The following is a 23,379-nucleotide window of genomic DNA, read 5'->3' on the forward strand; positions in this document are numbered from 1 at the left end:
AGATTCCCATGTCACTGCTAGAAATCAAGAATCTCAACGTTCGCTTCGGCGACAAGAACGCCACACCGGTGGTCGACGGCCTCGACCTCAAGGTCGACAAGGGCGAAGTCCTGGCCATCGTCGGCGAATCGGGTTCCGGCAAGTCCGTGACCATGATGGCGCTGATGGGCCTGATCGAACACCCGGGGATCGTCACTGCCGACTCCCTGAGCTTCGACGGCAAAGACATGCTCAAACTGAGCAATCGCCAGCGTCGGCAGATTGTCGGTAAAGACCTGTCGATGGTGTTCCAGGATCCGATGACCGCGTTGAACCCGAGCTACACCGTCGGTTTCCAGATCGAGGAAGTGCTGCGCCTGCACCTGAAAATGTCCGGCAAGGCCGCCCGCAAGCGCGCCATCGAACTGCTGGAAAAGGTTGAAATCCCCGGCGCTTCGAGCCGTATGGACGCCTATCCGCACCAACTGTCCGGCGGCATGAGCCAGCGTGTGGCAATTGCCATGGCGATTGCCGGCGAACCGAAACTGCTGATCGCCGACGAGCCGACCACCGCACTCGACGTAACGATCCAGGCGCAGATCATGGACCTGCTGCTGGCGTTGCAGAAAGAGCAGAACATGGGTCTGGTGCTGATCACCCACGACCTCGCCGTGGTGGCCGAAACCGCCCAGCGCGTCTGCGTGATGTACGCCGGCCAGGCCGTTGAAGTCGGTCAGGTGCCGCAACTGTTCGACATCCCGGCGCACCCGTACAGCGAAGCGCTGCTCAAGGCGATTCCGGAACACAGCCAGGGTGCCGAGCGTCTGGCGACACTGCCGGGTATCGTTCCGGGCCGTTACGACCGTCCGCAAGGCTGCCTGCTGTCGCCGCGCTGCCCGTACGTGCAGGACAGCTGCCGCGCGCAGCGTCCGACCCTTGATCCGAAAAGCCACAGCCTCGCCCGCTGCTTCTATCCGTTGAACCAGGAGGTGGCGTAATGGCCGTCGTACTTACCGCCCGCGACCTGACCCGTCACTACGAAGTCTCCCGTGGCCTGTTCAAGGGCCACGCGACCGTGCGTGCCCTCAATGGTGTGTCGTTCGAACTGGAAGCCGGCAAGACCCTCGCCGTAGTAGGCGAATCGGGCTGCGGCAAATCCACCCTCGCCCGTGCCCTGACCCTGATCGAGGAGCCGTCATCCGGTTCCCTGAAAATCGCAGGCCAGGAAGTGGCCGGCGCCGACAAGGCCCAGCGCAAGCAACTGCGCAAAGACGTGCAGATGGTGTTCCAGAGCCCGTACGCGTCGTTGAACCCTCGGCAGAAGATCGGTGATCAACTGGCCGAGCCGCTGCTGATCAACACCAACCTGTCGGCCGCCGAACGTCGCGAACGAGTCCAGGCGATGATGAAGCAGGTCGGCCTGCGTCCCGAGCACTACCAGCGTTATCCGCACATGTTCTCCGGCGGTCAGCGTCAGCGTATCGCGCTGGCCCGCGCCATGATGCTGCAACCGAAAGTGCTGGTGGCGGACGAACCGACTTCGGCACTGGACGTGTCGATCCAGGCGCAGGTGCTGAACCTGTTCATGGACATGCAGCAGGAGTTCAACACCGGTTACGTGTTCATCTCGCACAACCTGGCGGTGGTGCAGCACGTGGCCGATGACGTGATGGTGATGTACCTCGGGCGTCCGGTGGAAATCGGTCCGAAGCACGACATCTATGCCCGTCCTTTGCACCCGTACACCCAGGCGCTGCTGTCGGCGACTCCGACCATCCACCCGGATCCGGACAAGCCGAAAATCAAGATCGTCGGCGAGCTGCCCAACCCGCTGAACCCGCCACCGGGCTGCGCGTTCCACAAGCGCTGCCCGTACGCGACCGAACGTTGCAGCGCGGAAGAGCCGGCCCTGCGCCAGCTCGACACGCGTCAGGTAGCGTGCCACTACGCCGAGCAGTTCCTCGACGGCGCGGCATAAAAAACCCGCCCTGTTGCCGGGGCGGGTCGTTAAAGCGTTGACCAAACCTCTTCTTTCTCGATTGCGCATCAGTCGCGGAAGAAGAGGTTTTCTTTTGTCTGCGATTCTATGTCTGGCTGTCGCCATCGTCCGGATCATCGGTGTCCGGCTCGTCGGTGGTCGAGTCGTCATCGTCCTTGCTGCCACCCTGGTCCTGATCACCGGGTTCGGATTCGGACTTGGCGAGCATGACCACACCCGCGTGCCCCTGAGCCGCATTGAAACCCTGCGCAGGCGCCGCGTTGCTCGCCCACGCCGCCGTGGTGCCAAGCGTCAGCATCACCAAAACCTTAAGCAACAACACTATGCGTTGAAAAATGCTCATAAGCGTTTCCATCCTTTCGTGGTTGAAGCCAGAGTGCCGGTCCGGCGCTGAATAAAATCTAGTTCCGATCAGCCGGGTTCACCAGATAGGACGCTAACCAATGCCCGGAAATGCCATGGCTGGACAGACCGCTTTCGAATAACCCCCATAACCGGATCAGCTAAGCGAGGCGGCCTTGCGGGTTTGCACGGGCTGGCTGGCCGAGACGCGCATACGGGTCGCCAGACAAACCAGCGGGACCGACATCAAAGCCAGCACCGCACTGGCTACCCAGACACTGTGACCACCGAACTGCCCGTACAACTGACCGCTGAGCACCGGCGACAGCAGCGCACTCGCGCTCCAGGCCATGAAGAACAGCCCGAAATACTGGCCGCTTTTGCCGCGTTGCGCATGCTGCATGACCAGCACATTCAGCGGCGGCATGAACAGCGCCTCCCCCAGCGTCCAGACCACCGTCGATAGGCAGGCATAAAACAGCCCGGAACCCAGTGGCAGCATGCCAAGCCCTAGCGCCAGCAACACGCAACCGGCGATCAAGGGGCGGCGCGAGCCCCAGCGTTCGCCCCAATGCGAGATTGGGATCTGCAACGCCACGACAAGGACAGCGTTGATTGCGAACTGCCAGCCGATGGCTTCGGTACTCAAGCGATAGTAGTCGCGCAGATAGTTGCCGAGGGTGCTGTAAACGGTGTCGAACGCCATGCCGAGCAGGAAGGTCGCCGCCAGCAGCCAGAGGAATGGCTTGTCGCGATACGGCAGGCCGGAGCCGGCCTGCGTCTCTGGCGTTTCGTCCGGGATCAGCACCGTGCGCCGCCAGGTCGTGCGGACAAACCAGAGCAGCGCCACCAGCGTCAGCGCCGAGCTGATGAAGAACACCCAGCGAAAATCCGTCTGCGCCAACACACCGCCCGCTATACCGGCGGCGGCCATCCCGAGATTTCGCGCAATACGACTCAAGGCCTGGGCCCGTGGGCGCTGGGCAACCTCGCAATACTCCATGATCAGGCGTTGATGCAGCGTACGAATCGCGCCGTCGATCGTGCCGCTGAGCAGCAGCAACACGGCCAGCAACCACATCTGCGTCACCAGCCCGAGCCCGAGCAGTACCCACGCCGAAACGAAGAACAGCGCCGCCGTCAGCCGCGCGGTGCGGATATGGTCGCTGAGCAAACCGCCCAGCATCGAACCGATCAACAGCCCGCCGCCATACGCCGCCAACAGCCAGCCGACGGTCTCGATGGCGAAGCCCAGCTCCTGACGCAGATACAAGGCCATGAACAGCTTGACCATGCTGCTCAGGCGATTGATGAACAACAGCGCCGCGAGTACCCAGGCCATCGTGGAGAAGTAACCATCGAATCGCAGCAAATGAATGAGCCGACCGGTCATTCCGTTGATCCTTCAAAAAGCTCGCTTTGGGCTTTGAACACTAGACCTCGTCGCCCGGATTGTCGCGGCTAAAAACGCCGCTGCGGTAAAAGCAGACACAAACCACAAGCGTTCGGGAAAGAACCTACAACGGCTGTCACCACCACCGCCCGGGCAATAAAAAGCCCCGAGGCTCGCGCCTCAGGGCTTTGGATGTTGCAGTCAGCGCTTAGTGATGCTCACGGGTCGCACGGAATTTCACGTCCGGCCAGCGCTCTTCCATCAGGGCCAGGTTGACCCGGGTCGGAGCGAGGTAGGTCAGGTGACCGCCGCCGTCCAGCGCCAGGTTTTCCACAGCCTTGTTGGAGAATTCCTCCAGCTTCTTCTTGTCGCTGCATTCGATCCAGCGCGCGGAGTACACGGTGATCGGCTCGTAGGAGCACTCGACCTTGTATTCCTCTTTCAGGCGGCTGGCGACCACATCGAACTGCAGCACACCGACGGCGCCGAGGATGATGTCGTTGCTGCGCTCCGGGAAGAACACCTGGGTCGCGCCTTCTTCGGCCAGCTGTTGCAGGCCCTGGCGCAGTTGCTTGGATTTCAGCGGATCACGCAGGCGTACGCGGCGGAACAGTTCCGGGGCGAAGTGCGGGATACCGGTGAAGCCCAGGGTTTCGCCTTCGCTGAAGGTGTCGCCGATCTGAATGGTGCCGTGGTTGTGCAGACCGATGATGTCGCCGGCGTACGCTTCTTCCAGCTGTTCACGCTCGGAGGAGAAGAACGTCAGGGCGTCGCCGATGCGCACGTCTTTGCCGGTACGCACGTGGCGCATCTTCATGCCTTTTTCGTACTTGCCGGAGCAGATACGCATGAAGGCAATGCGGTCGCGGTGTTTCGGGTCCATGTTCGCCTGGATCTTGAAGATGAAGCCCGAGAACTTCTCTTCCACCGGCTCCACGGTGCGCTCGTTGGCCACCCGTGGCAGCGGACGCGGTGCCCAGTCGACCACGGCGTCGAGGACGTGATCGACACCGAAGTTGCCCAGTGCGGTACCGAAGAACACCGGGGTCAGTTGACCGTCGATGAACTCCTGCTGGTTGAACTCGTGGCAGGCGCCCTGCACCAGTTCCAGCTGTTCGAGGAAGCGGTCGTACTCGTCACCCAGGTGGGCGCGGGCTTCGTCGGAATCGAGCTTCTCGATGATCTTGGTTTCGGTACGTTCGTGGCCGTGGCCGGCGGTGTAGACAATGATGTAGTCGTCGGCCAGGTGGTACACACCCTTGAAGTCGCGGTAGCAACCGATCGGCCAGGTGATCGGCGCTGCCTTGATCTTCAGGACGGCTTCGATTTCGTCGAGCAGTTCGATCGGGTCGCGGATGTCACGGTCGAGTTTGTTGATGAAGCTGACGATCGGCGTGTCACGCAGACGGCAGACGTCCATCAGGGCGATGGTACGTGGCTCAACACCCTTACCGCCGTCGAGAACCATCAGGGCCGAGTCCACCGCGGTCAGGGTGCGGTAGGTGTCTTCGGAGAAGTCTTCGTGGCCCGGGGTGTCGAGCAGGTTGATCATGTGTTCGCGATACGGGAACTGCATGACCGACGTGGTAATGGAAATACCCCGCTGCTTCTCCATCTCCATCCAGTCGGATGTCGCATGGCGGTCGGATTTACGGGATTTCACCGTACCGGCCACTGCAATCGCCTTGCCCATCAACAGGAGCTTTTCGGTGATCGTGGTTTTACCGGCATCGGGGTGGGAAATAATGGCGAAAGTGCGGCGTTTCGCGACTTCGGCGGCCTGTCTGGTCATGGGAAATCGCCTGGCGGTGATTCAAAAAAGGGCCGCGATTATAGCCCAAGTCAAGACAATAACCGAACCGTTGAGCACATTAAGGGTGGCCAAATGCTGCCTCAGATGGGAACCTTTTAAAGCACGGAGACGTCCATCCCCTGTTACGACTTTTCGTCAGGGGCTGAAAAATCAGCAAGTTAGCCTGACGAGGCTGCGCTCATGGCTCGCTTTCAGACCGCTTTTCGCCGGTGCTGGGGGAGCTGCTTCTCGCGAACGTTCACTCCCGGCAGCCAGGCATGGCATGCCACTCGGGACAGCGTCCGCCGACTATAAAAAAGGAGTCCGCCTGTGGCTATCCGCTATGGCAAAGGGCTGATGGGAGGTGCGGTGGTGATCGCGCTCCTGGCCCTGCTGGTCCACTGGATCGGCATCAACACGATCGAACACTACCGCGACGATTTGTTGTTTTACCTGCAAGCTCATCTGATTCTCGTCCTCGCTTCAATGCTGGCCGCCCTTGTCGTGGGCATCCCCGCCGGTATCTTCCTGAGCCGCCCGACCATGGTCGGCCGCGCCGAACGCTTCATGCAGATCTTCAACATCGGCAACACCGTGCCGCCGCTGGCGGTGCTCGCGATTGCCCTGGGGATTCTCGGCATCGGCAGCGGTCCGGCGATTTTCGCCTTGTTCCTCGCCTCGCTTTTACCGATTGTGCGCAACACCTACGAAGGCCTGAAAAACGTCCAGGGCTCGCTGAAAGAAGCCGCCACCGGCATCGGCATGACCCCGCGCCAGGTGTTGTGGCAGGTCGAGTTGCCCAACGCCGTGCCGATCATCGTCGGCGGTGTGCGGGTGGCCCTGGCGATCAACGTCGGTACGGCGCCGCTGGCGTTCCTGATCGGCGCCAACAGCCTCGGCAGCCTGATCTTTCCCGGCATCGCCCTGAACAATCAGCCGCAACTGTTGCTCGGCGCCGCGTGCACCGCGCTGCTGGCCCTGCTGCTCGATGGCGTGGTCACCCTCGCCAGCCGTCTCTGGCTGGAACGCGGTTTGCGCCCGTCTTAAGGCTTCGGCAAAGGAATATTCATGAAACGACTTAGCTTGATCTTGGGCTGCGCTCTGCTGTTCGCAGGATTTGCCCAGGCGGCGGAAAAGCCGCTCATTCGCCTCGGCGCCCGGGTATTCACCGAGCAGACCCTGCTTGCGGAAATCACCGCCCAATACCTGCGCAGCAAAGGCTACGACGCGCAGATCACCGGCGGACTGGGCAGCAACCTGGCCCGCAGCGCCCACGAAAGCGGGCAGCTGGACATGCTCTGGGAATACACCGGGGTGTCGCTGGTGGCCTACAACCATGTCACCGAAAAACTCGACAGCGAACAGTCCTACGCCCGGGTCAAAGAACTCGACGCGAAAAAAGGTCTGGTCTGGCTGACGCCGTCGAAATTCAGCAACACCTACGCCCTCGCTCTTCCGAAGAAAGTGGCCGAGGAATATCCACAGATCAGCAAAATCAGCCAGTTGAATGACGTACTGCGCGCTGAAGCCAAGACCAATCATCTGGTGGCGCTGGACACCGAATTCGCCAACCGCTCCGACGGTCTGGACGGCATGGTCAAGCTCTACGACATGAACCTGACCCGTAAAAACATCCGGCAGATGGACGCAGGGCTGGTGTACACCGCGCTGCGCAACGGCCAGGTGTTTGCCGGTCTGGTCTACACCACCGACGGTCGCCTCAATGCTTTCGGCTTGAAGCTGCTGGAAGACGACAAGCATTACTTCCCGGACTACACCGCCGCGCCCGTCGTGCGTCAGGCCTACCTCGACGCCCACCCGCAACTGGCAGAACAACTCAAGCCACTGGCCGAACTGTTCGACGACGAAACCATGCGTCAGCTCAACGCACGGGTCGATGTCGATCATGAAAGCCCGTCGAAAGTCGCTGCCGATTTCCTGCGCCAGCACCCACTGAACTGAAGGAGGAGAAGTCATGGAATTCCTGAACGCCTTTTCCCACCTCGACTGGCAGCAGGTGATGCACCTGACCTGGCAGCACATCACCCTGGTCGGCATCGCCGTCAGCCTGGCGATTCTTATCGGCGTGCCGCTGGGCATTCTGATGACGCGTTTCCCGAGCCTCGCCGGCCCATTGCAGGCCAGCGCCACGGTGCTGCTGACCGTGCCGTCGATTGCCCTGTTCGGCCTGCTGCTGCCGTTCTACTCGAAATTCGGCCAGGGCCTCGGCCCGATGCCGGCGATCACCGCCGTGTTCCTTTATTCACTGCTGCCGATCATGCGCAACACCTACCTCGCCCTGACCGGCGTAGAGCCGGGCATTCGCGAAGCTGCACGCGGCATCGGCATGACCTTCGGCCAGCGCCTGCGCATGGTCGAGCTCCCGATCGCGGTGCCGGTGATTCTTGCCGGCGTGCGCACCGCCGTGGTGATGAACATCGGCGTGATGACCATCGCCGCGACAATCGGCGCCGGCGGCCTCGGCGTGCTGATCCTCGCCTCCATCAGCCGCAGTGACATGTCGATGCTGATCGTCGGCGCGCTGCTGGTCAGTCTTCTGGCGATTTTCGCCGACCTGTTTTTGCAGTGGCTGCAACGCTCTTTGACTCCAAAAGGATTACTCAAATGATCGAACTTCAAAACCTCAGCAAGACCTTCCAAAGCAACGGCAAAGATGTGAAAGCCGTGGACTCGGTAAGCCTGACCGTCAATGAAGGTGAAATCTGCGTGTTCCTCGGGCCATCGGGTTGCGGCAAAAGCACCACGCTGAAAATGATCAACCGCCTGATCAGACCGACCTCGGGCAAGATCCTGATCAACGGCGAAGACACCACCGACCTCGACGAAGTGACCCTGCGTCGCAACATCGGCTACGTGATCCAGCAGATCGGCCTGTTCCCGAACATGACCATCGAAGAGAACATCGTGGTGGTGCCGAAACTGCTCGGCTGGGACAAACAGAAATGCCACGACCGCGCCCGCGAACTGATGAGCATGATCAAGCTTGAGCCCAAGCAATATCTGCATCGTTATCCCCGGGAACTGTCCGGCGGCCAGCAGCAACGGATCGGCGTGATCCGCGCACTGGCGGCGGATGCGCCGCTGCTGCTGATGGACGAACCGTTCGGTGCGGTGGACCCGATCAACCGCGAGATGATCCAGAACGAGTTCTTCGAGATGCAGCGGGCACTGAACAAGACCGTGATCATGGTCAGCCACGATATTGATGAGGCGATCAAACTCGGCGACAAGATCGCCATCTTCCGCGCCGGCAAGCTGCTGCAGATCGACCACCCGGACACCCTGCTCGCCCATCCGGCGGACGACTTTGTCAGCAACTTCGTCGGCCAGGACAGCACCCTCAAGCGCCTGCTGCTGGTGAAGGCGGAAGACGCAGCGGACAACGCTCCGTCCGTGAGCCCGGAAACCCCGGTGGCCGATGCGCTGGAGTTGATGGACGAGCATGACCGTCGCTACGTGGTGGTCACCTGTGCCGAGAACAAGGCACTGGGTTATGTGCGACGTCGTGATCTGCATCGTCAGACCGGCAGTTGTGCGCAATTCCTGCGCGAGTTCAACGCCACGGCTGCATACGACGAGCATTTGCGCATCCTGTTGTCGCGCATGTACGAGTTCAACCGGGCGTGGTTGCCGGTGATGGATGCCGAGCGAGTGTTCCTCGGCGAGGTTACCCAGGAGTCGATTGCCGAGTATCTGAGCTCGGGCAAATCCCGTGGGGGCAAGACCAGCATTGTGTCGCCGGCGGAAGTTGCGCTGGCGTGAAGAACGGGCTGTAAAAAGGGCGGTGCTTGTGGGTAAGCACCGCCCTTTTTTGCTCAGGAGGAAATGGCCTGATCGGCTGCAATGAATTCAAATTTCGCATCAGCCGCTGGCGTCTGGGGAAGTGTCATCCGGATCATTGGAATCCAGATGCCGGTTTGCGTCTTGAAATCACGCTGGTCGTATTGCGCCCCGGCCTTACCCGCCTCATTGAGATAGAACACTGCTTCTATTGGCACGGTGGTACCCAGGTTCTGCCCCCACTTCTCAATACGAAACTCATTCTGTGTATTGAACGCAAAGGTCCCCCCCTGTCCTTGCGCCTTGACCGCCTCATTGAAAGCTACGGTTGCCGCCTGGTTCAAATCATCGCGTACATCAAATCCGCAAAGCGATCCATATTTCGCCGACTGACTGTTGTAGAGCGCGATGTATTGCGCGGCAGTCTTAATATTCTGCGATTGGCACGGAACGCTAGTAGCGTATCCCGGATACTGCCCACACCCTTTATCCCCGCGATGATCCGTGGCGCCATCCACAGGAAAAAAGCACAAAATCTCCGGTTCAAACTTACCAAAGGGTTTAAAGAAATAAGGATAAAAAATAAAGCCATTATTGTACCCAAACACCAACTTGTTAAATTTTGCATCCTTACGTAGCCAAGAGAAAGAAACGCCTGTGGAACTCGGGTTTGGATTCCAGAAATGGTATTGCGTGGAATGCAGGGTCGCACGCAACAATACCCCTGTACACAGGAAAGCCGGTGCTGAGGGGTTATTTCTACACATGTTCAACGTGTTGTTGTAGGCCTCCGTCAAATAAGCCGCAATCTGCGGCCCTGTACCTGCCCCCTGTATCCCGACTTCTGAGGACTGCACGGCCGGTGTACTTTTTGCGGAGTCGACTCTCGGCGCAGGAGCGTGATTTGCACACCCTGAAAGCAGCAGCACAAACAACAAAACCACTATTCGTTTCATCGTACTCACCTTCTCAAAGTCATGAACATTGCGTTGGCATGAAGCACGGTGTTGTGAAAAAGACGGCGCCAGTGGATAAGCGCCATCTATTTTTGGTCAGGAGGAAATGGCCTGATCGACGGCGATGAAATCAAACTTCGCATCAACTGCCGGTGTTTGGGGGAGTGTTATCCGGATCATTGGAACCCAGATGCCGGTCTGCGTCTTGTAATCACGCTGGTCGTATTGCGCAGCAGGTTTGCCGGTGTCGTTGAGGTAGAAAATAGCCATGATCGGCAATACCGGGCCTTTACCCTGTCCCCAGTTTTCCAGTCGGAATTCGTTTTGTGTATTGAAGGCAAACGTCCCGCCTTGCCCTTGAGCCTTGACGGCTTCATTGAAAGCTTCCGTGGCCTTTTCATTCAGGACATCGCGAACATCAAATCCGCACAGGTATCCATATTTGTTCGGCTGGCTGTTGTAGTGGGCAATGTATTGCGCAGCTGTATTTATACTCTGCCCCTGACATGGATAACTGCTAGGGACGCCAGGCGTTTCTCCGCAGCCACTGTTGGTGCGTGAAGTTGTGGCACCATCGACTGGAAAGAAACACAGGATTTCCGGTGAAATCTTTCCGGCGGGTTTATAGAAATATGGGTTAAAAATAAAACCATTGTTGTAGCCGAACACCAGCTTGCTGAACTTGGCGTCCTTGCTCAGCCAGGAAAATGAAACACCTGTGGAGTTCGGGTTCGGGTCCCAGAAATGGAAGGCAGTAGAGTGCTGTGTCGCTCGCAGCATCACACCGCTGCACAGAAACTTCGGTGCTCGGGGATTGGCTCGGCACATGGAGATAGAAACATTATTGTAGTACTCGGTTAAATAAGACGCCGTCTCGGGTCCGGTATAGGACTGTGTTATTCCAGAACTGGCTTGTGCATTTTTGTCGGGGGTGACATTCGGTGAAAGATCATGAGTCACGCACCCCGAAAGTAACAATATAGCCAGCCACACTAATATCCTGTTCATTTTCCCCGCCTCCAGAAATCATAAGCCGAACCCCGACCCTGAACTTTTTCGCGCAAAAAAATGCACTTTCAAATTCAGATTTCGGAATAACATCTAAACGAGCTCAGCTTGACGACCGTGCAATTACCCTAATAACAATTCAGGAATAAAGCACCTGTCAGAACTGACAGTAGTTGACAGGCCAGCCATATTTTTTCGAGATTAAAACAGGTGAGGCTATAGCCAGACTGCGATTGAATGCCTGTTCGGCCAGCAGCAGCGGATCGACATGATCCGCGCGCTGGCCGAGGCGGTGGTCTGATCAAGATCCAAAAGAATGTTCGATAGCGGTTTTTTTTCGACCACCGGATCCTGGAAGCCGCGTTTTGTACTCCGCTCATGACCCGACAAGAAATATCAACACCCCGGGTGGGCGAACTCGACCGAAACTGTCAGCCACAGCCAGCAAATCCCCCCTCAGCTGCCCTTCTCGCTGCCAACGTCGCCGATGTTGAAGTGATCGTACTTAGCAATGACTTGGCACACATCAGCATCGAACGTGCAGGTATTTTTAACACCTGAAAATTATTGTGGAACATCTGACCGTCATCTCGGTCGGCTACAAAGAGTGATATCCGCTACGCACGTCAGAAGCGTGCAAAAACGCGACATTTTTAGTTGATCTCAGGCCCCTCACGCCCTAAAGTTCGCGCCGAACGTCCATGCTGGAAACGATCCATCCGGCTCAAGTACTGACGACGAGACAGCAAGGCCAAGGGCAACGACCCATGGCCTTTTTGCTTTCGGCGACATGCCTTGGGAAGTAGGCGAACCAAAGTGGGGATACGGAGGACGTTCATTTGCACCCATTGATAATTTTAGTTTGCCAGTAGGAGTTCCCAGCATGTCGATCCAGGTCGAAGACTATTTCGCACGCGAAACCTTTCAGAAAATGAAGGCGTTCGCCGACAAACAGGAAACCCCGTTCGTGGTGATCGACACCGCGATGATCGCCCAGGCCTACGATGACCTGCGCGCCGGTTTCGAATTCGCCAAGGTCTACTACGCGGTCAAAGCCAACCCGGCCGTCGAGATCATCGACCTGCTCAAAGAGAAAGGCTCGAGTTTCGACATCGCCTCGATCTATGAGCTGGATAAAGTGCTGAGCCGTGGCGTCAGCCCGGACCAGATCAGCTACGGCAACACCATCAAGAAATCCAAGGACATTCGCTACTTCTATGAGAAGGGCGTGCGCCTGTTCGCCACCGACTCCGAAGCCGACCTGCGCAACATCGCCAAGGCTGCGCCGGGCGCCAAAGTCTATGTGCGCATCCTGACCGAAGGCTCGACCACGGCCGACTGGCCACTGTCGCGCAAGTTCGGCTGCCAGACCGACATGGCCATGGACCTGCTGATCCTCGCCCGCGACCTGGGTCTGGTGCCGTACGGCATCTCGTTCCACGTCGGTTCGCAACAGCGCGACATCAGCGTCTGGGACGCCGCGATCGCCAAGGTCAAAGTGATCTTCGAGCGCCTGAAGGAAGAAGACGGCATCCACCTGAAGTTGATCAACATGGGCGGCGGCTTCCCGGCCAACTACATCACACGCACCAACAGCCTGGAAACCTACGCCGAAGAAATCATCCGCTTCCTGAAGGAAGACTTCGGTGATGATCTGCCGGAAATCATTCTGGAGCCGGGCCGTTCGCTGATCGCCAACGCCGGTATCCTGGTCAGTGAAGTGGTACTGGTTGCGCGTAAATCCCGCACCGCCGTCGAGCGTTGGGTTTACACCGATGTGGGCAAGTTCTCCGGCCTGATCGAAACCATGGACGAAGCCATCAAGTTCCCGATCTGGACCGAAAAGAAAGGCGAGATGGAAGAAGTCGTGATCGCCGGCCCGACCTGCGACAGCGCCGACATCATGTACGAAAACTACAAGTACGGCCTGCCGCTGAACCTGGCGATCGGTGATCGTCTGTACTGGCTGTCGACCGGTGCGTACACCACCAGTTACAGCGCCGTAGAGTTCAATGGCTTCCCGCCGCTGAAGTCGTTCTATGTGTAAATGAAGCTTTAACTGAAAAGGCCCATGCTTGCATGGGCCTTTTTTTATTTACGCAGCCAAATCTCTAGATGATTGATCATAGACATGAACTCGTCAGCCCCCTCCTTCGTGGCGGCGAGCTGGAAATTCAACTCTCCGAGTTTCGTCACGCGCTCTGCTCTTAACAGCTCATAAAATACCGTGTCGATGCGCAATCCTGTTTCCTCCAGAAACACACTGATTTGCGAGCTTATGGAAGCCACGCCGCCGAACAACGCGGCAATATCGGCTTTGTATTCTGCGGCCCTGACGAGTGGATCCGTTGAAGACCAAGCGAAGTCCCAAACCGGCGTCGTGCGAGCTTCGAGGAATAACTCCTCGACCACTGCCGGCTGGGTATGACACTGACACGAGCGATGATCCATCGCCCTGACAAACACCGATTTGAGCCCGAACGACTCGTCATGTATCTCGGCGATGGTGTATTTCAGTTGGCGTATCGCCGCCCTGAGCGAAGAAAACCGAAGCGCCAGCTCGTGAACAAGGTCCGTTACATCGGTGGGGGGAAACAACTTCCAGGTGGGCGAACTGGACAAACTGTACAGCTTGAAATCCACTTGGCTGAGCGGCTCATTCCTTGAGGTGTTCCGGGTGATTTCCAGCGTTTCGGCGGTGAACGTATCGAGATCCGCGACGTAAGCGCTGCATAGGCGCCGAGCCCCTTCGGTGCGCTGCCAGAACTCCTGCAAATAACGCGCATTGAAACTGGCATTGTTCAAACGCGAATCGCTGGCCAGTACCGCCAGTTGATGACCATTGGCTCTGCGGCGTTCAAACACCACAGGAATGTTGTTGAAGGTTGGATGAAGAGAACCCAGGAAGTTTGTGTATCGGTCCAGTGTCCGTCGTTGCGCTGTGGAGAACTCATAGGCAAGTGTATTCATGACTGATCGGGAGGCGGTGAGTACGACACCCACCACCTCGACTCCTTACTGCTGAACAGTTTTCAAATACTGCCGGACGTCGGCAATCCGGGCGATGGCGGAAGCCGTCCGTTGCTCGACAGGTTGCGACTTGTCCTGTTTGAAGTCTCGGGCGAAGGACTCGAATACGGCCACCAGATTCGAGAATTCATTCACGTAACTCCAGCGCTCCTCGTCCAGTTGGTCGAGGACTTGCACCAGGTGAATCTTTCCATCGATCCGGGCAATCTCGTTGATGTGCTTCTTCAACTGCGCCTTCAGATCAGCCGCTTTTTCCTTGAGTTGGTTGTAAGCCGCCAGCATGTTCAGATAAGAGATCGCCTCACCAATACCCGAGATCATTTTTTTCAAGGTATCAATGGCGAACAACGCGACTTGAACCTGCGGTGGTGCCAGCCCCAATGCTTTCAGGTTATCCAGCGTCAGCTGGGCTTCCTTACCGATTTTCTCCACCCCGGCTTTCGCGATCAGCTCCAGCGCTTCGGATACCGATTTCATCTGCTTTTCAAAATCGACGACTTTTTCTTCCGACTTGACTTTCAACGCCTCAGTGAAGGCCCGGTCCTGCTGCAGTGTCACGATCCATTGCGCCGAAGCCGATCGGTCATACGCGGTACTCAAGCCACTGTGCGTCATCTTCAAATCGTCCGCGTGTTCGGAGACTTTCATCGATACATTCTTGAGTTCGCTTTCCATTTCCTCACGAATTTCATCTGCATCTTCCGGATAATCGATCAGTTCGGTCTGAGCTGTCTTCAGCTTGTTCTGCGCACGCTCCAGACTGATCCCTGTTGCCTGGGCCCGATTACGAAGTTCGAATGTGGCTTTCTGGATAGCCACCGTCAGCCCATTCATTGTGCGAACGGTGCCCGGCAGATAATTGAACTGCTCACCCAGCATTTGCGCAGTGACATTGCTTGTTTGAACGGCTGCAGCGTGGGAACGCAAAGCTGCGATATCAAACTCCGAACTCGGTTGACGATTATTTAGCGAAAACATCGTTGTTTTGCTCCTGAATACTGCAAAGCTGCTTCCATACTCTTTATCTGCCGCAGCAAACACGCCCAACAACTGATCGGAACTCACCTTGATCTGCTCCCACGGATCAATAATGCCGAGTATCTGGTTCTTGAACTTCCTCAAGGAAGTTGCTTCCTGCAGCAGATCAACTTCTTTGACAGATGCAGTGATATAGGTACTCAGTGCATTCCAGACCAGCATCAGGTTTTGCGTGGCGACTTCCGCTTCGATCGCTACATAGCTAAGGTTCTGCAAATCATCGCGTACTTTGTTCAGGGAACTCAGCGTCTGGTTTTTGCTGGCCATTACCTGGTTGGAAGTTTGTTGCTCTGCCTTCAACCGGTTTCGCTCCTTGCGGATTTTTTCGGCCTTGACGCCCTGATAGATGCCGAGAATCAAACCACCGATATTCAGTGTCGCTGCCGACTTGATCGCTTCCTGAACCAGCTGATCATATTGCTTGTTCAGTTCATCGATTTCTTTCGAGCGCTGGTCGATTTCGCCCTGCAGGGCCTGGATGTCTGCCTGATAGGTATTGCGAGACACAAACTCCAGTCGCAGCTTGATCTCTGGCAGCACGATCTCGCGCATATCAGCGCCAAAACCGTCGAGTTCAGTTCTGACGTGCTCGGCCTTCGCGTGGCACTGCATGACCTTTGCCAGCATGTCGTTGAGGTAGGCCTTGATTTCAGGAACATCACCGGACGGCAAGCCCAGATCTGGAAGACCCGGAATCGTGCGTTTCAGCTCCAGATACTCTTCCGGCGTTTTGATATCGTATTCCTCCAGGTATCTGGAGGCTTTCAGGTCTTCGTAGATCTCAACTATTCCTTTGCCTGTGCGAATAATGCTGCCGGCAAAAATCTTGAGATCGGTGCCTGTGAGCATGATTTTTTCACGCAACGGCGACCAGCGCTTGGCATGGTCGTAGGTGTAGGTGAATGTCCGCAGAAAGTCCGTTGCCTTGAGCCCGACACCTCCTGCATCCCCGGCGCCATAGTTCAAATAGGCAACGACATCCGCCAGTCGAACGGGAAGCGACAGCCCCAGCACTTCATACTTGCGCAGGCTGATGATCTGTTCTTTGGTTAATTGAATACCGGTTTCCCGATTGTATTCTTCACCCTCACCGAGCGAAGCACTTACAAACACCCGAGGCGCATTTTCGGCGGCCTCGACAATTTTGCTGTCCATCTTGAATTCCATAAGAGACTCCTTGTCTTCTTCGGATATTAAATAAAATCATATTGGATATTCGATACCATCAAGCGAGTCATTCCAACTTGAGCATCGATATCGCAAAACAACCTTAGGGCAGCAAGATAACAACCAACAAGATCCTAAATATTAGAATTCAAGACAACACCATCACTCACCCGCACGACTAGCTGACAACAGCCCAATCAACTGTATAAAAACAACCCACTGAAGAATAAATAATTACAAACCAGCCAGCTCTGCCAGCCGCAACTTATAAGCATCGGCCATCGCACGGATTTGCGGATGTTGTGCATTCAACAAAGACACACTGGCGACTCGCAGGAAATTCAGATTACCGACGGCCAATGCTTTCTCCAGCCAGACCAGCGCGTCATCAACGCGCCCCTCATCCGCCAGCACCGCCGCATGACTGAACTGTCCGCGAAAATCCCCGCCCTCGGCCGAGCGTCGATACCAGTCACGGGCCGCTTCCAGATTCGCCGGGCACACTTGCCCTTCTTCCAGATAACGCCCGAACAGGTTCATCGACTTGGCATGCCCGGCTTCGGCCGCGCACTGATACAGCGCCATGGCCTGAAGATGATCAACCACTACACCGCGCCCGGTCGCCAGCAGATTGGCGAGGTTGTACATCGCCCAGTCCAGCCCGGCGTCCGCTGCAACGCGATAATGCCTGGCGGCAACCGCCGCGTCGGCCGCACAACCCCATCCATGTTCATGGCAGCGACCGAGCATGTTGCGCGCCATCAGATGACCTTGCCCGGCGGCGATTTCAAACCAGCGCAATGCCAGCGGCTGATCCTGAGCAATCCCATGACCATCGAGCAGAATCTGCCCGAGCAGCGCCTGAGCTTCGAGCACACCTTCTCCCGCCGCCATCAGAATCGCCTGAGCCGCGCGAGCCGGACTTTCTTCGAGCATGGCGGTGAGCCGTTCGCCGTCGAGGACTTCTTCGCGACGTAACCGAAAGTCCGCCACTTACACCTCGACCCAGCGACGCAGCAGGTTGTGATAAGTGCCGGTGAGGCGGATCAGCGAAGGGTGATCGGGCATGTCCTGGGTGAGTTGCTGGATCGCGCCGTCCATCTCGAACAGCAACGCACGCTGGCTGTCTTCACGCACCAGACTTTGTGTCCAGAAGAACGACGCATAACGTGCGCCGCGCGTGACGGCGTTGACCTTGTGCAAGCTGGTGCCGGGGTACAGCACCATGTCGCCGGCGGGCAGTTTCACGCGCTGGGTGCCATAGGTGTCCTGGATCTCCAGCTCGCCGCCGTCGTAATCCTCGGGCTCACTGAAGAACAACGTGGCCGACAGATCCGTGCGCACCCTCTCGATGCTGCCCTTGGGCTGACGCACGGCGTTGTCGATGTGGAAATCAAAACTGCCACCCGCCGTGTAGCAGTTGAGTAACGGCGGAAATACTTTGTGCGGCAGCGCAGCCGACATGAACAGCGGATTTTTCCACAGGCGTTCAAGCATCGCGGCGCCAATTTCCTTGGCCAGCGGATGACCTTCGGGCAGCTGCAGATTGTGCTTGGCCTTGGCCGATTGATAGCCGGCGGTGATCTTGCCATCGGCCCAGTCAGCCTGTTCCAGAGCCTCGCGGATGCGCCGCACTTCGTCTTTCTCGAACAGAGCGGGGATGTGCAGCAGCATGTCGAAGTCACCTGATGGCAAAGAGGCGGCAATGGTATTGATTCTTATTGGCTGTGTAAAACCCGCTAGACGAATGAATCGGCAAAAACCGTAAGGTTAAATTGTAAAGAATGTAAATTCGTCGCGAATAACAATGTTTCGCAATTGATACGAATACCTGTTTACCCTATATTCCGCCGCCTCAAATCCTTGGGGAGGGGAATAAAAATGTCACGTCAACACGCACAATTACCCGTCAGCTCACCACGTCTGCTCGCCTCTGCCATCGGCGTCGCACTGACCGCAGGCTCCGCAGGCCACATGGTGTTCGCGGCCGAAAAGACCGACAGCAAAGCCTCCGGCAATGCCATTGCCCTGGACGCCACCGCCATCACCGGCGAAGCCCAGGACTCGACGTCCTACCAGGTCGAGAAGGCCTCCTCGCCCAAGTACACCGCGCCGCTGGTCGACACACCGCGCTCGGTTACCGTTATTCCGCAACAAGTCCTCAAGGACACCGGCGCCCTGAACATGCAGGATGCGCTGCGCACCGTACCGGGCATCACTTTTGGTGCCGGTGAAGGTGGCAACCCACAGGGCGACCGTCCGTTCATCCGTGGTTTCGATGCCCAGGGCGACACCTATCTCGACGGCGTGCGCGACACCGGCTCCCAGAGCCGCGAGATCTTCGCCGTGGAAAACATTGAAGTCAGCAAGGGCCCGAACTCCGCCATCGGCGGTCGCGGCGCGGCTGGCGGCAGCATCAACCTGGTGAGCAAGAAAGCACACTTGGGCAATTCCTTCGACGGTGGTTTCACCTGGGGCTCCGACCAGACCCAGCGCTACACCCTCGACGGCAACTACCAGTTCAGCGACACCGCTGCCGGCCGTCTGAACCTGATGAGCCACGAAAGCAACGTCGCCGGTCGCGACAGCGTCGACTACGACCGTTGGGGCATCGCGCCGTCCCTGGCCTTCGGCCTGGGCACCGACACCCGCGTCAACCTCGACTACTACCATCTCGAAAGCAACGACACCCCGGACTCGGGCATCCCGTACACCATTCCCAAGGCTGGCTCGGCGGCACGTACCAAGTCCAACCCGGACAAACCGTACTCGGGTGGCGATCACAGCAACTTCTACGGTCTGGACGGTCGCGACTTCCGCAAGGGCCGCACCGACACCGCGACCTTCGCCATCGAGCACGACCTGAGCGACTCGCTGACCATCAAGAACACCCTGCGTCACGGCACCAGCATGCAGGACTACATCCTGACCCAGCCGGACGACAGCAAGGGCAACGTCAACAACGGCAGCGTCTGGCGTCGTGCGAACACTCGCGTGAGCAACACCGAGACCACCACCAACCAGACTGACCTGTTCGGCAACTTCTACGTTGCCGGCTTCAAGAACAGCTTCTCCACCGGTGTCGAATACACCCGTGAGGAAAGCAGCAAATCCTCGTACAACGTCAACACCGACACCACGCCGCGCACCAGCGCCGCGACCACCAACTGCACCCCGTCGATGATCGGCGCGTCGAGCGGCTACAACTGCACCTCGCTGTCGAACCCGAACCCGAACGATCCGTGGAACGGCGCGATCTCGCGCAACTATGCCGGTACCGACACCCAGTCCGATACCTACGCGCTGTATGTGTTCGACACTCTGGAACTGTCCTCGCAATGGCTGGTGAACATGGGCCTGCGTTACGACCACTTCGAAACCGGCTACCACACCTACACCAACGCTGGCACCACCACCGCCAAAGGCGCTGACACCAGCGAGTTCGTCACCGGTCAGTTCGGCATCGTCTACAAACCGGCAGAGAACGGCAGCATCTATGCGTCCTACGCCACCTCCGCCACGCCACCGGGCAACACCCTCGGCGAAGGCATGGACGGCAACCCGCTGGGCGGCACCACCGATCGCAGCGGCAACCTGCTCAAGAGCGACATGGAGCCGGAAACCACCAAGAACTACGAAATCGGCACCAAGTGGGATCTGCTGAACGATCGCCTGTCGCTGACCGCCGACATCTTCCGCACCGAGAAAGAAAACGCTCGTGTCCAGGTTGATACCACCTCGTACGAAAACGCCGGCAAGACTCGTGTACAAGGTATCGAGTTGTCTGCCAGCGGCAAGATCACCGACAAGTGGCAAGTGTTCGCCGGTTACGCCTACATGGACAGCGAACAGGTTGATGGCGGCCCGCTGAACCGTGCCACCGACGGCAACGAACTGCCTAACACGCCGAAAAACAGCGCCAGCCTGTGGACCACTTACCAGGTCACGCCGAAGCTGACCATCGGTGGCGGTGCGTTCTACGTGGATGACGTGTACGGCAGCGTGGCCAACACCACCATGGTCGATTCCTATGTTCGCTACGACGCAATGGCCGCGTACAAGCTGAGCAAAAACGTCGACCTGCAATTGAACGTGCAGAACCTGACCAACGAAACCTACTACGACAAAGCCTTCTCGACTCACTTCGCCAACCAGGCGGCGGGCCGCACGGCATTGCTGAGCACCAACTTCCACTTCTGATCGAAGAGGGACGTCTCGAGCCCCGTTCATTCACTTGAACGGGGCTTTTGTGCGTAATAAAGAACGTTTCTCGATAACCCACGGCATAATGCACGCCGTGAACACCACTTTCGAACGGACAAGGCTAGCGACGTGTTGAAGAAAACCCTGTTCCAGTTGCACTGGTTTTTTGGCATCACTGCCGGGCTGGTGCTGGCCCTGATGGGCATCACCGGCGCTGCCTATTCGTTTCAGGACGAGATCCTGAAAGCCCTCAACCCCTCCGTGCTGCAGGTGGAGAAACAGGTCGCCGGCGTCCTGCCGCCCGCCGATCTGGTGGCGCAGATCGAAGCTGCCTCGGGCAAGAAAGTCTCGATGCTCTCGGTCGAAACCGAAAGCGGCACCGCCGGGCGCGTCTGGTTCACCCCGCCGAAAGGCGAGCGCCGTGGCGAGATGCGTTACTTCGATCCCTACACCGCCGAGTTCAAGGGCGAGGCCACCGGTCAGGACTTCTTCGGCCTGATGCTGCAACTACACCGGTTCCTCGCCATGGGCGATACCGGCCGCAACATCACCGGCGCCTGCACTCTGATGCTGCTGTTCTTCTGCCTGTCAGGCCTCTATCTGCGCTGGCCGCGTCAGTGGAACAGCTGGCGCGTCTGGCTGACCCTGGACTGGAAGAAAAAGGGCCGCAGCTTCAACTGGGACCTGCACTCGGTGTTCGGCACCTGGTGCATGCTGGTCTACCTGCTGCTGGCGCTGACCGGACTGTCCTGGTCCTACGAGTGGTACAACAAAGGCCTGACGAAATTGCTGTCGGATGCGCCGCAAAACGAGCGCGTGCGCGGCGGTCGTGGCCCGGCTCCCGAAGGTCCGGCGCCGACTGCCGATTACGCAGCCATGTGGATCAGCATCTACAGCGCAGCAGGTCCAGGCCTCGCCTCCTACAACATCCGCATGCCGCCCGTGGCCGGCCAACCGGCGACCGTGTTCTACCTGCTCGACAACTCGCCCCACGAGCGCGCGCTGAACCAGATCACCCTCGACCCGGCCACCGGCGTCGTCAAACGGGTCGACCGCTACGCCGACAAGAGCTTCAAGGCGCAATTGCTGACCAGCATTTATGCGCTGCACGTCGGCAGCTATTTCGGTCTGGTCGGGCGAATCATCGTGACCGTCGCGGCGGTACTGATGCCGCTGTTTTTCATCACTGGCTGGCTGTTGTACCTGGATCGCCGACGCAAGAAAAAGCAGATCAAGGATGCCCGTCAGGGTCTCGAACAACCGGCCGGCGATGGCCCGACGTGGCTGATCGGCTTCGCCAGCCAGAGTGGTTTTGCCGAGCAACTGGCGTGGCAGACCGCCGGCCAGTTGCAGGCTGCCGGCCTGCCGGTGAAGGTGCAGCCGCTGGCGAATGTCAGCGAGCAGGATCTGCAGGAATCGGACAACGCACTGTTCGTGGTCAGCACCTTCGGCGATGGCGAGGCACCGGACAGCGCCCGCGGTTTCGAACGCAAAGTGCTGACCCGAACCTCGGCTCTCAACAACCTCAACTACTCGGTGCTCGGTCTCGGCGACCGCCAGTATCAGCACTTCTGCGGTTTCGCCCGGCGCCTGCATCAATGGCTGGGGGAGCATGGCGGCAAGACCCTGTTCGCCCCGGTGGAAGTCGATAGCGGCGACCCTTACGCGCTGCGGCACTGGCAGACCCAGCTCGGCCTGATCACCGGCCAGGTGCCGGTCGACACCTGGCAGGCACCGAGCTACGGCAACTGGACGCTGGTCCGTCGCGAGTTGATGAACCCTGACAGCAGCGGTTCACCGGTGTTTCTGCTGGGACTCTCCGCACCGGATACCAGCAGCTGGCTGGCCGGCGACCTGGTGGAAGTACTGCCGCGCAACTGCCCGTGGGCCATCGAACATTTCCTCGACGGCCTCGGCATTCGTGGCGAGACCAGCGTGAAGGTCAACGGCCTGGAAGAGTCGCTGGAAGTGGCCCTCGCCACCCGCCAGTTGCCCGAACACCGCGCCCATCTGGTAGGCCTGCACGCTCAGGCGCTGGTGGATGCGATGGTGCCGCTGGCGATGCGCGAATACTCGATCGCTTCGATTGCCGCCGACGGCGTGCTGGAACTGATCGTGCGTCAGGAACAGCACAGCGACGGCACCCTCGGCATCGGCTCCGGTTGGCTGACCGAGCACGCTCCGGTGGGCGGCAGCATCAGCCTGCGGGTGCGGCGCAACAGCGGTTTCCACCTGCCGAACCAGCCTGTGCCGATGATCCTGCTGGGCAACGGCACCGGCCTTGCCGGTTTGCGCAGCCTGCTCAAGGCGCGGATTGCCGACGGGCAGCAGCGCCAATGGCTGTTGTTCGGCGAGCGCAATCGGGAACACGATTTCCTCTGTCGCGCAGAACTCGAAGAGTGGTTGATCAATGGCGATCTGGCACGACTGGACCTGGCGTTCTCCCGGGATCAGGCCGAGAAGATCTACGTGCAGGACCGCTTGCGCGAATCGGCGGGTGAACTGAAGAAGTGGCTGGCGGACGGTGCCGTGATCTACATCTGCGGCAGCCTGCAAGGGATGGCGTCAGGCGTCGACCTGGCGCTGCATGACATCCTTGGCGCCGAAGAAGTCGAACGCCTGATCGAACAGGGTCGCTATCGTCGCGACGTTTACTGACCATAAATAACAA

18 protein-coding genes are annotated in these 23,379 nt (G+C 58.4%); 9 read left to right on the top strand and 9 right to left on the bottom strand.

The window, feature by feature from the left end; genetic code table 11:
• Positions 1–8 precede the first annotated feature (8 nt).
• Both OQ248_RS06320 and OQ248_RS06325 read left to right on the top strand, forming a co-directional pair.
• Positions 9–977, top strand: a complete 969-nt coding sequence (locus tag OQ248_RS06320) for an ABC transporter ATP-binding protein (protein WP_085711820.1) — start codon at positions 9–11, stop codon at positions 975–977.
• A complete protein-coding gene (locus OQ248_RS06325) occupies positions 977–1,957 on the top strand; it encodes a peptide ABC transporter ATP-binding protein (protein ID WP_114881404.1) in 981 nt (326 codons plus the stop codon). Before OQ248_RS06320 ends, OQ248_RS06325 begins: the two co-directional genes overlap by 1 nt.
• 106 nt (positions 1,958–2,063) lie before the next feature.
• On the opposite strand, the gene OQ248_RS06330 is transcribed toward OQ248_RS06325, so the two are convergent.
• The 3 genes from OQ248_RS06330 to OQ248_RS06340 all read right to left on the bottom strand — a co-directional run bounded on the left by OQ248_RS06330 (position 2,064) and on the right by OQ248_RS06340 (position 5,505).
• Positions 2,064–2,321 (bottom strand): hypothetical protein, encoded by a 258-nt coding sequence (locus OQ248_RS06330; protein WP_265812328.1) that lies wholly within the window; start codon positions 2,319–2,321, stop codon positions 2,064–2,066.
• Positions 2,322–2,477: 156 nt separating this feature from the next.
• The gene (locus tag OQ248_RS06335; protein WP_265812329.1) at positions 2,478–3,713 is read right to left on the bottom strand and encodes an MFS transporter; all 1,236 of its coding nucleotides are present in this window, start codon (positions 3,711–3,713) and stop codon (positions 2,478–2,480) included.
• 208 nt (positions 3,714–3,921) lie between these two features.
• Complete coding sequence (locus OQ248_RS06340) at positions 3,922–5,505, bottom strand: peptide chain release factor 3 (RefSeq protein ID WP_085608055.1); 1,584 nt, start codon at positions 5,503–5,505, stop codon at positions 3,922–3,924.
• A gap of 357 nt (positions 5,506–5,862) precedes the next feature.
• Here OQ248_RS06340 and OQ248_RS06345 point away from each other — a divergent pair, with 357 nt between their 5' ends.
• The 4 genes from OQ248_RS06345 to OQ248_RS06360 are packed head-to-tail and all read left to right on the top strand — an operon-like array spanning position 5,863 to position 9,288.
• The gene (locus tag OQ248_RS06345; RefSeq protein WP_170931630.1) at positions 5,863–6,552 is read left to right on the top strand and encodes an ABC transporter permease; all 690 of its coding nucleotides are present in this window, start codon (positions 5,863–5,865) and stop codon (positions 6,550–6,552) included.
• Between the two features lie 21 nt (positions 6,553–6,573).
• Complete coding sequence (locus OQ248_RS06350; protein WP_265812330.1) at positions 6,574–7,467, top strand: glycine betaine ABC transporter substrate-binding protein; 894 nt, start codon at positions 6,574–6,576, stop codon at positions 7,465–7,467.
• A gap of 13 nt (positions 7,468–7,480) precedes the next feature.
• A complete protein-coding gene (locus tag OQ248_RS06355) occupies positions 7,481–8,134 on the top strand; it encodes an ABC transporter permease (RefSeq protein WP_085729571.1) in 654 nt (217 codons plus the stop codon).
• Positions 8,131–9,288, top strand: coding sequence for an ABC transporter ATP-binding protein (locus tag OQ248_RS06360; RefSeq protein ID WP_265812331.1), 1,158 nt, complete (start codon positions 8,131–8,133; stop codon positions 9,286–9,288). The genes OQ248_RS06355 and OQ248_RS06360 overlap by 4 nt, the downstream gene beginning before the upstream one ends.
• A 53-nt stretch (positions 9,289–9,341) precedes the next feature.
• Here OQ248_RS06360 and OQ248_RS06365 read toward each other — a convergent pair whose 3' ends face one another.
• Both OQ248_RS06365 and OQ248_RS06370 read right to left on the bottom strand, forming a co-directional pair.
• The gene (locus tag OQ248_RS06365; RefSeq protein ID WP_265812332.1) at positions 9,342–10,262 is read right to left on the bottom strand and encodes a hypothetical protein; all 921 of its coding nucleotides are present in this window, start codon (positions 10,260–10,262) and stop codon (positions 9,342–9,344) included.
• A 96-nt stretch (positions 10,263–10,358) separates the two neighbouring features.
• Positions 10,359–11,270: a hypothetical protein gene (locus OQ248_RS06370; protein WP_265812333.1), complete on the bottom strand. Its 912-nt coding sequence runs from the start codon at positions 11,268–11,270 to the stop codon at positions 10,359–10,361.
• An 883-nt stretch (positions 11,271–12,153) separates the two neighbouring features.
• On the opposite strand from OQ248_RS06370, the gene OQ248_RS06375 reads away from it, so the two are divergent.
• Entirely contained in the window at positions 12,154–13,317 is a 1,164-nt protein-coding gene (locus OQ248_RS06375; RefSeq protein ID WP_039769212.1) for a type III PLP-dependent enzyme, read from the top strand.
• Between the two features lie 44 nt (positions 13,318–13,361).
• On the opposite strand, the gene OQ248_RS06380 is transcribed toward OQ248_RS06375, so the two are convergent.
• From OQ248_RS06380 to OQ248_RS06395, 4 genes are all read right to left on the bottom strand, one after another.
• Positions 13,362–14,273, bottom strand: a complete 912-nt coding sequence (locus tag OQ248_RS06380; RefSeq protein WP_265812334.1) for a hypothetical protein — start codon at positions 14,271–14,273, stop codon at positions 13,362–13,364.
• A 12-nt stretch (positions 14,274–14,285) separates the two neighbouring features.
• The gene (locus OQ248_RS06385) at positions 14,286–16,505 is read right to left on the bottom strand and encodes an alpha-xenorhabdolysin family binary toxin subunit A (RefSeq protein WP_265812335.1); all 2,220 of its coding nucleotides are present in this window, start codon (positions 16,503–16,505) and stop codon (positions 14,286–14,288) included.
• Between the two features lie 234 nt (positions 16,506–16,739).
• Positions 16,740–17,498 (bottom strand): tetratricopeptide repeat protein, encoded by a 759-nt coding sequence (locus tag OQ248_RS06390; protein WP_265812336.1) that lies wholly within the window; start codon positions 17,496–17,498, stop codon positions 16,740–16,742.
• Positions 17,499–18,179 carry a Fe2+-dependent dioxygenase gene (locus OQ248_RS06395; RefSeq protein ID WP_085729567.1) on the bottom strand — a complete coding sequence of 227 codons (681 nt, stop codon included), beginning with the start codon at positions 18,177–18,179 and terminating at the stop codon, positions 17,499–17,501.
• Between the two features lie 207 nt (positions 18,180–18,386).
• Between OQ248_RS06395 and OQ248_RS06400 the strand changes: the two genes are divergently transcribed.
• Together OQ248_RS06400 and OQ248_RS06405 are read left to right on the top strand one after the other, a co-directional pair.
• A complete protein-coding gene (locus tag OQ248_RS06400; RefSeq protein ID WP_265812337.1) occupies positions 18,387–20,705 on the top strand; it encodes a TonB-dependent siderophore receptor in 2,319 nt (772 codons plus the stop codon).
• A gap of 132 nt (positions 20,706–20,837) precedes the next feature.
• The gene (locus OQ248_RS06405; RefSeq protein ID WP_265812338.1) at positions 20,838–23,366 is read left to right on the top strand and encodes a sulfite reductase flavoprotein subunit alpha; all 2,529 of its coding nucleotides are present in this window, start codon (positions 20,838–20,840) and stop codon (positions 23,364–23,366) included.
• Positions 23,367–23,379: the final 13 nt, after the last annotated feature.

It is taken from the genome of Pseudomonas sp. COW5, assembly GCF_026240005.1.
Classification (GTDB): domain Bacteria; phylum Pseudomonadota; class Gammaproteobacteria; order Pseudomonadales; family Pseudomonadaceae; genus Aquipseudomonas; species Aquipseudomonas kribbensis.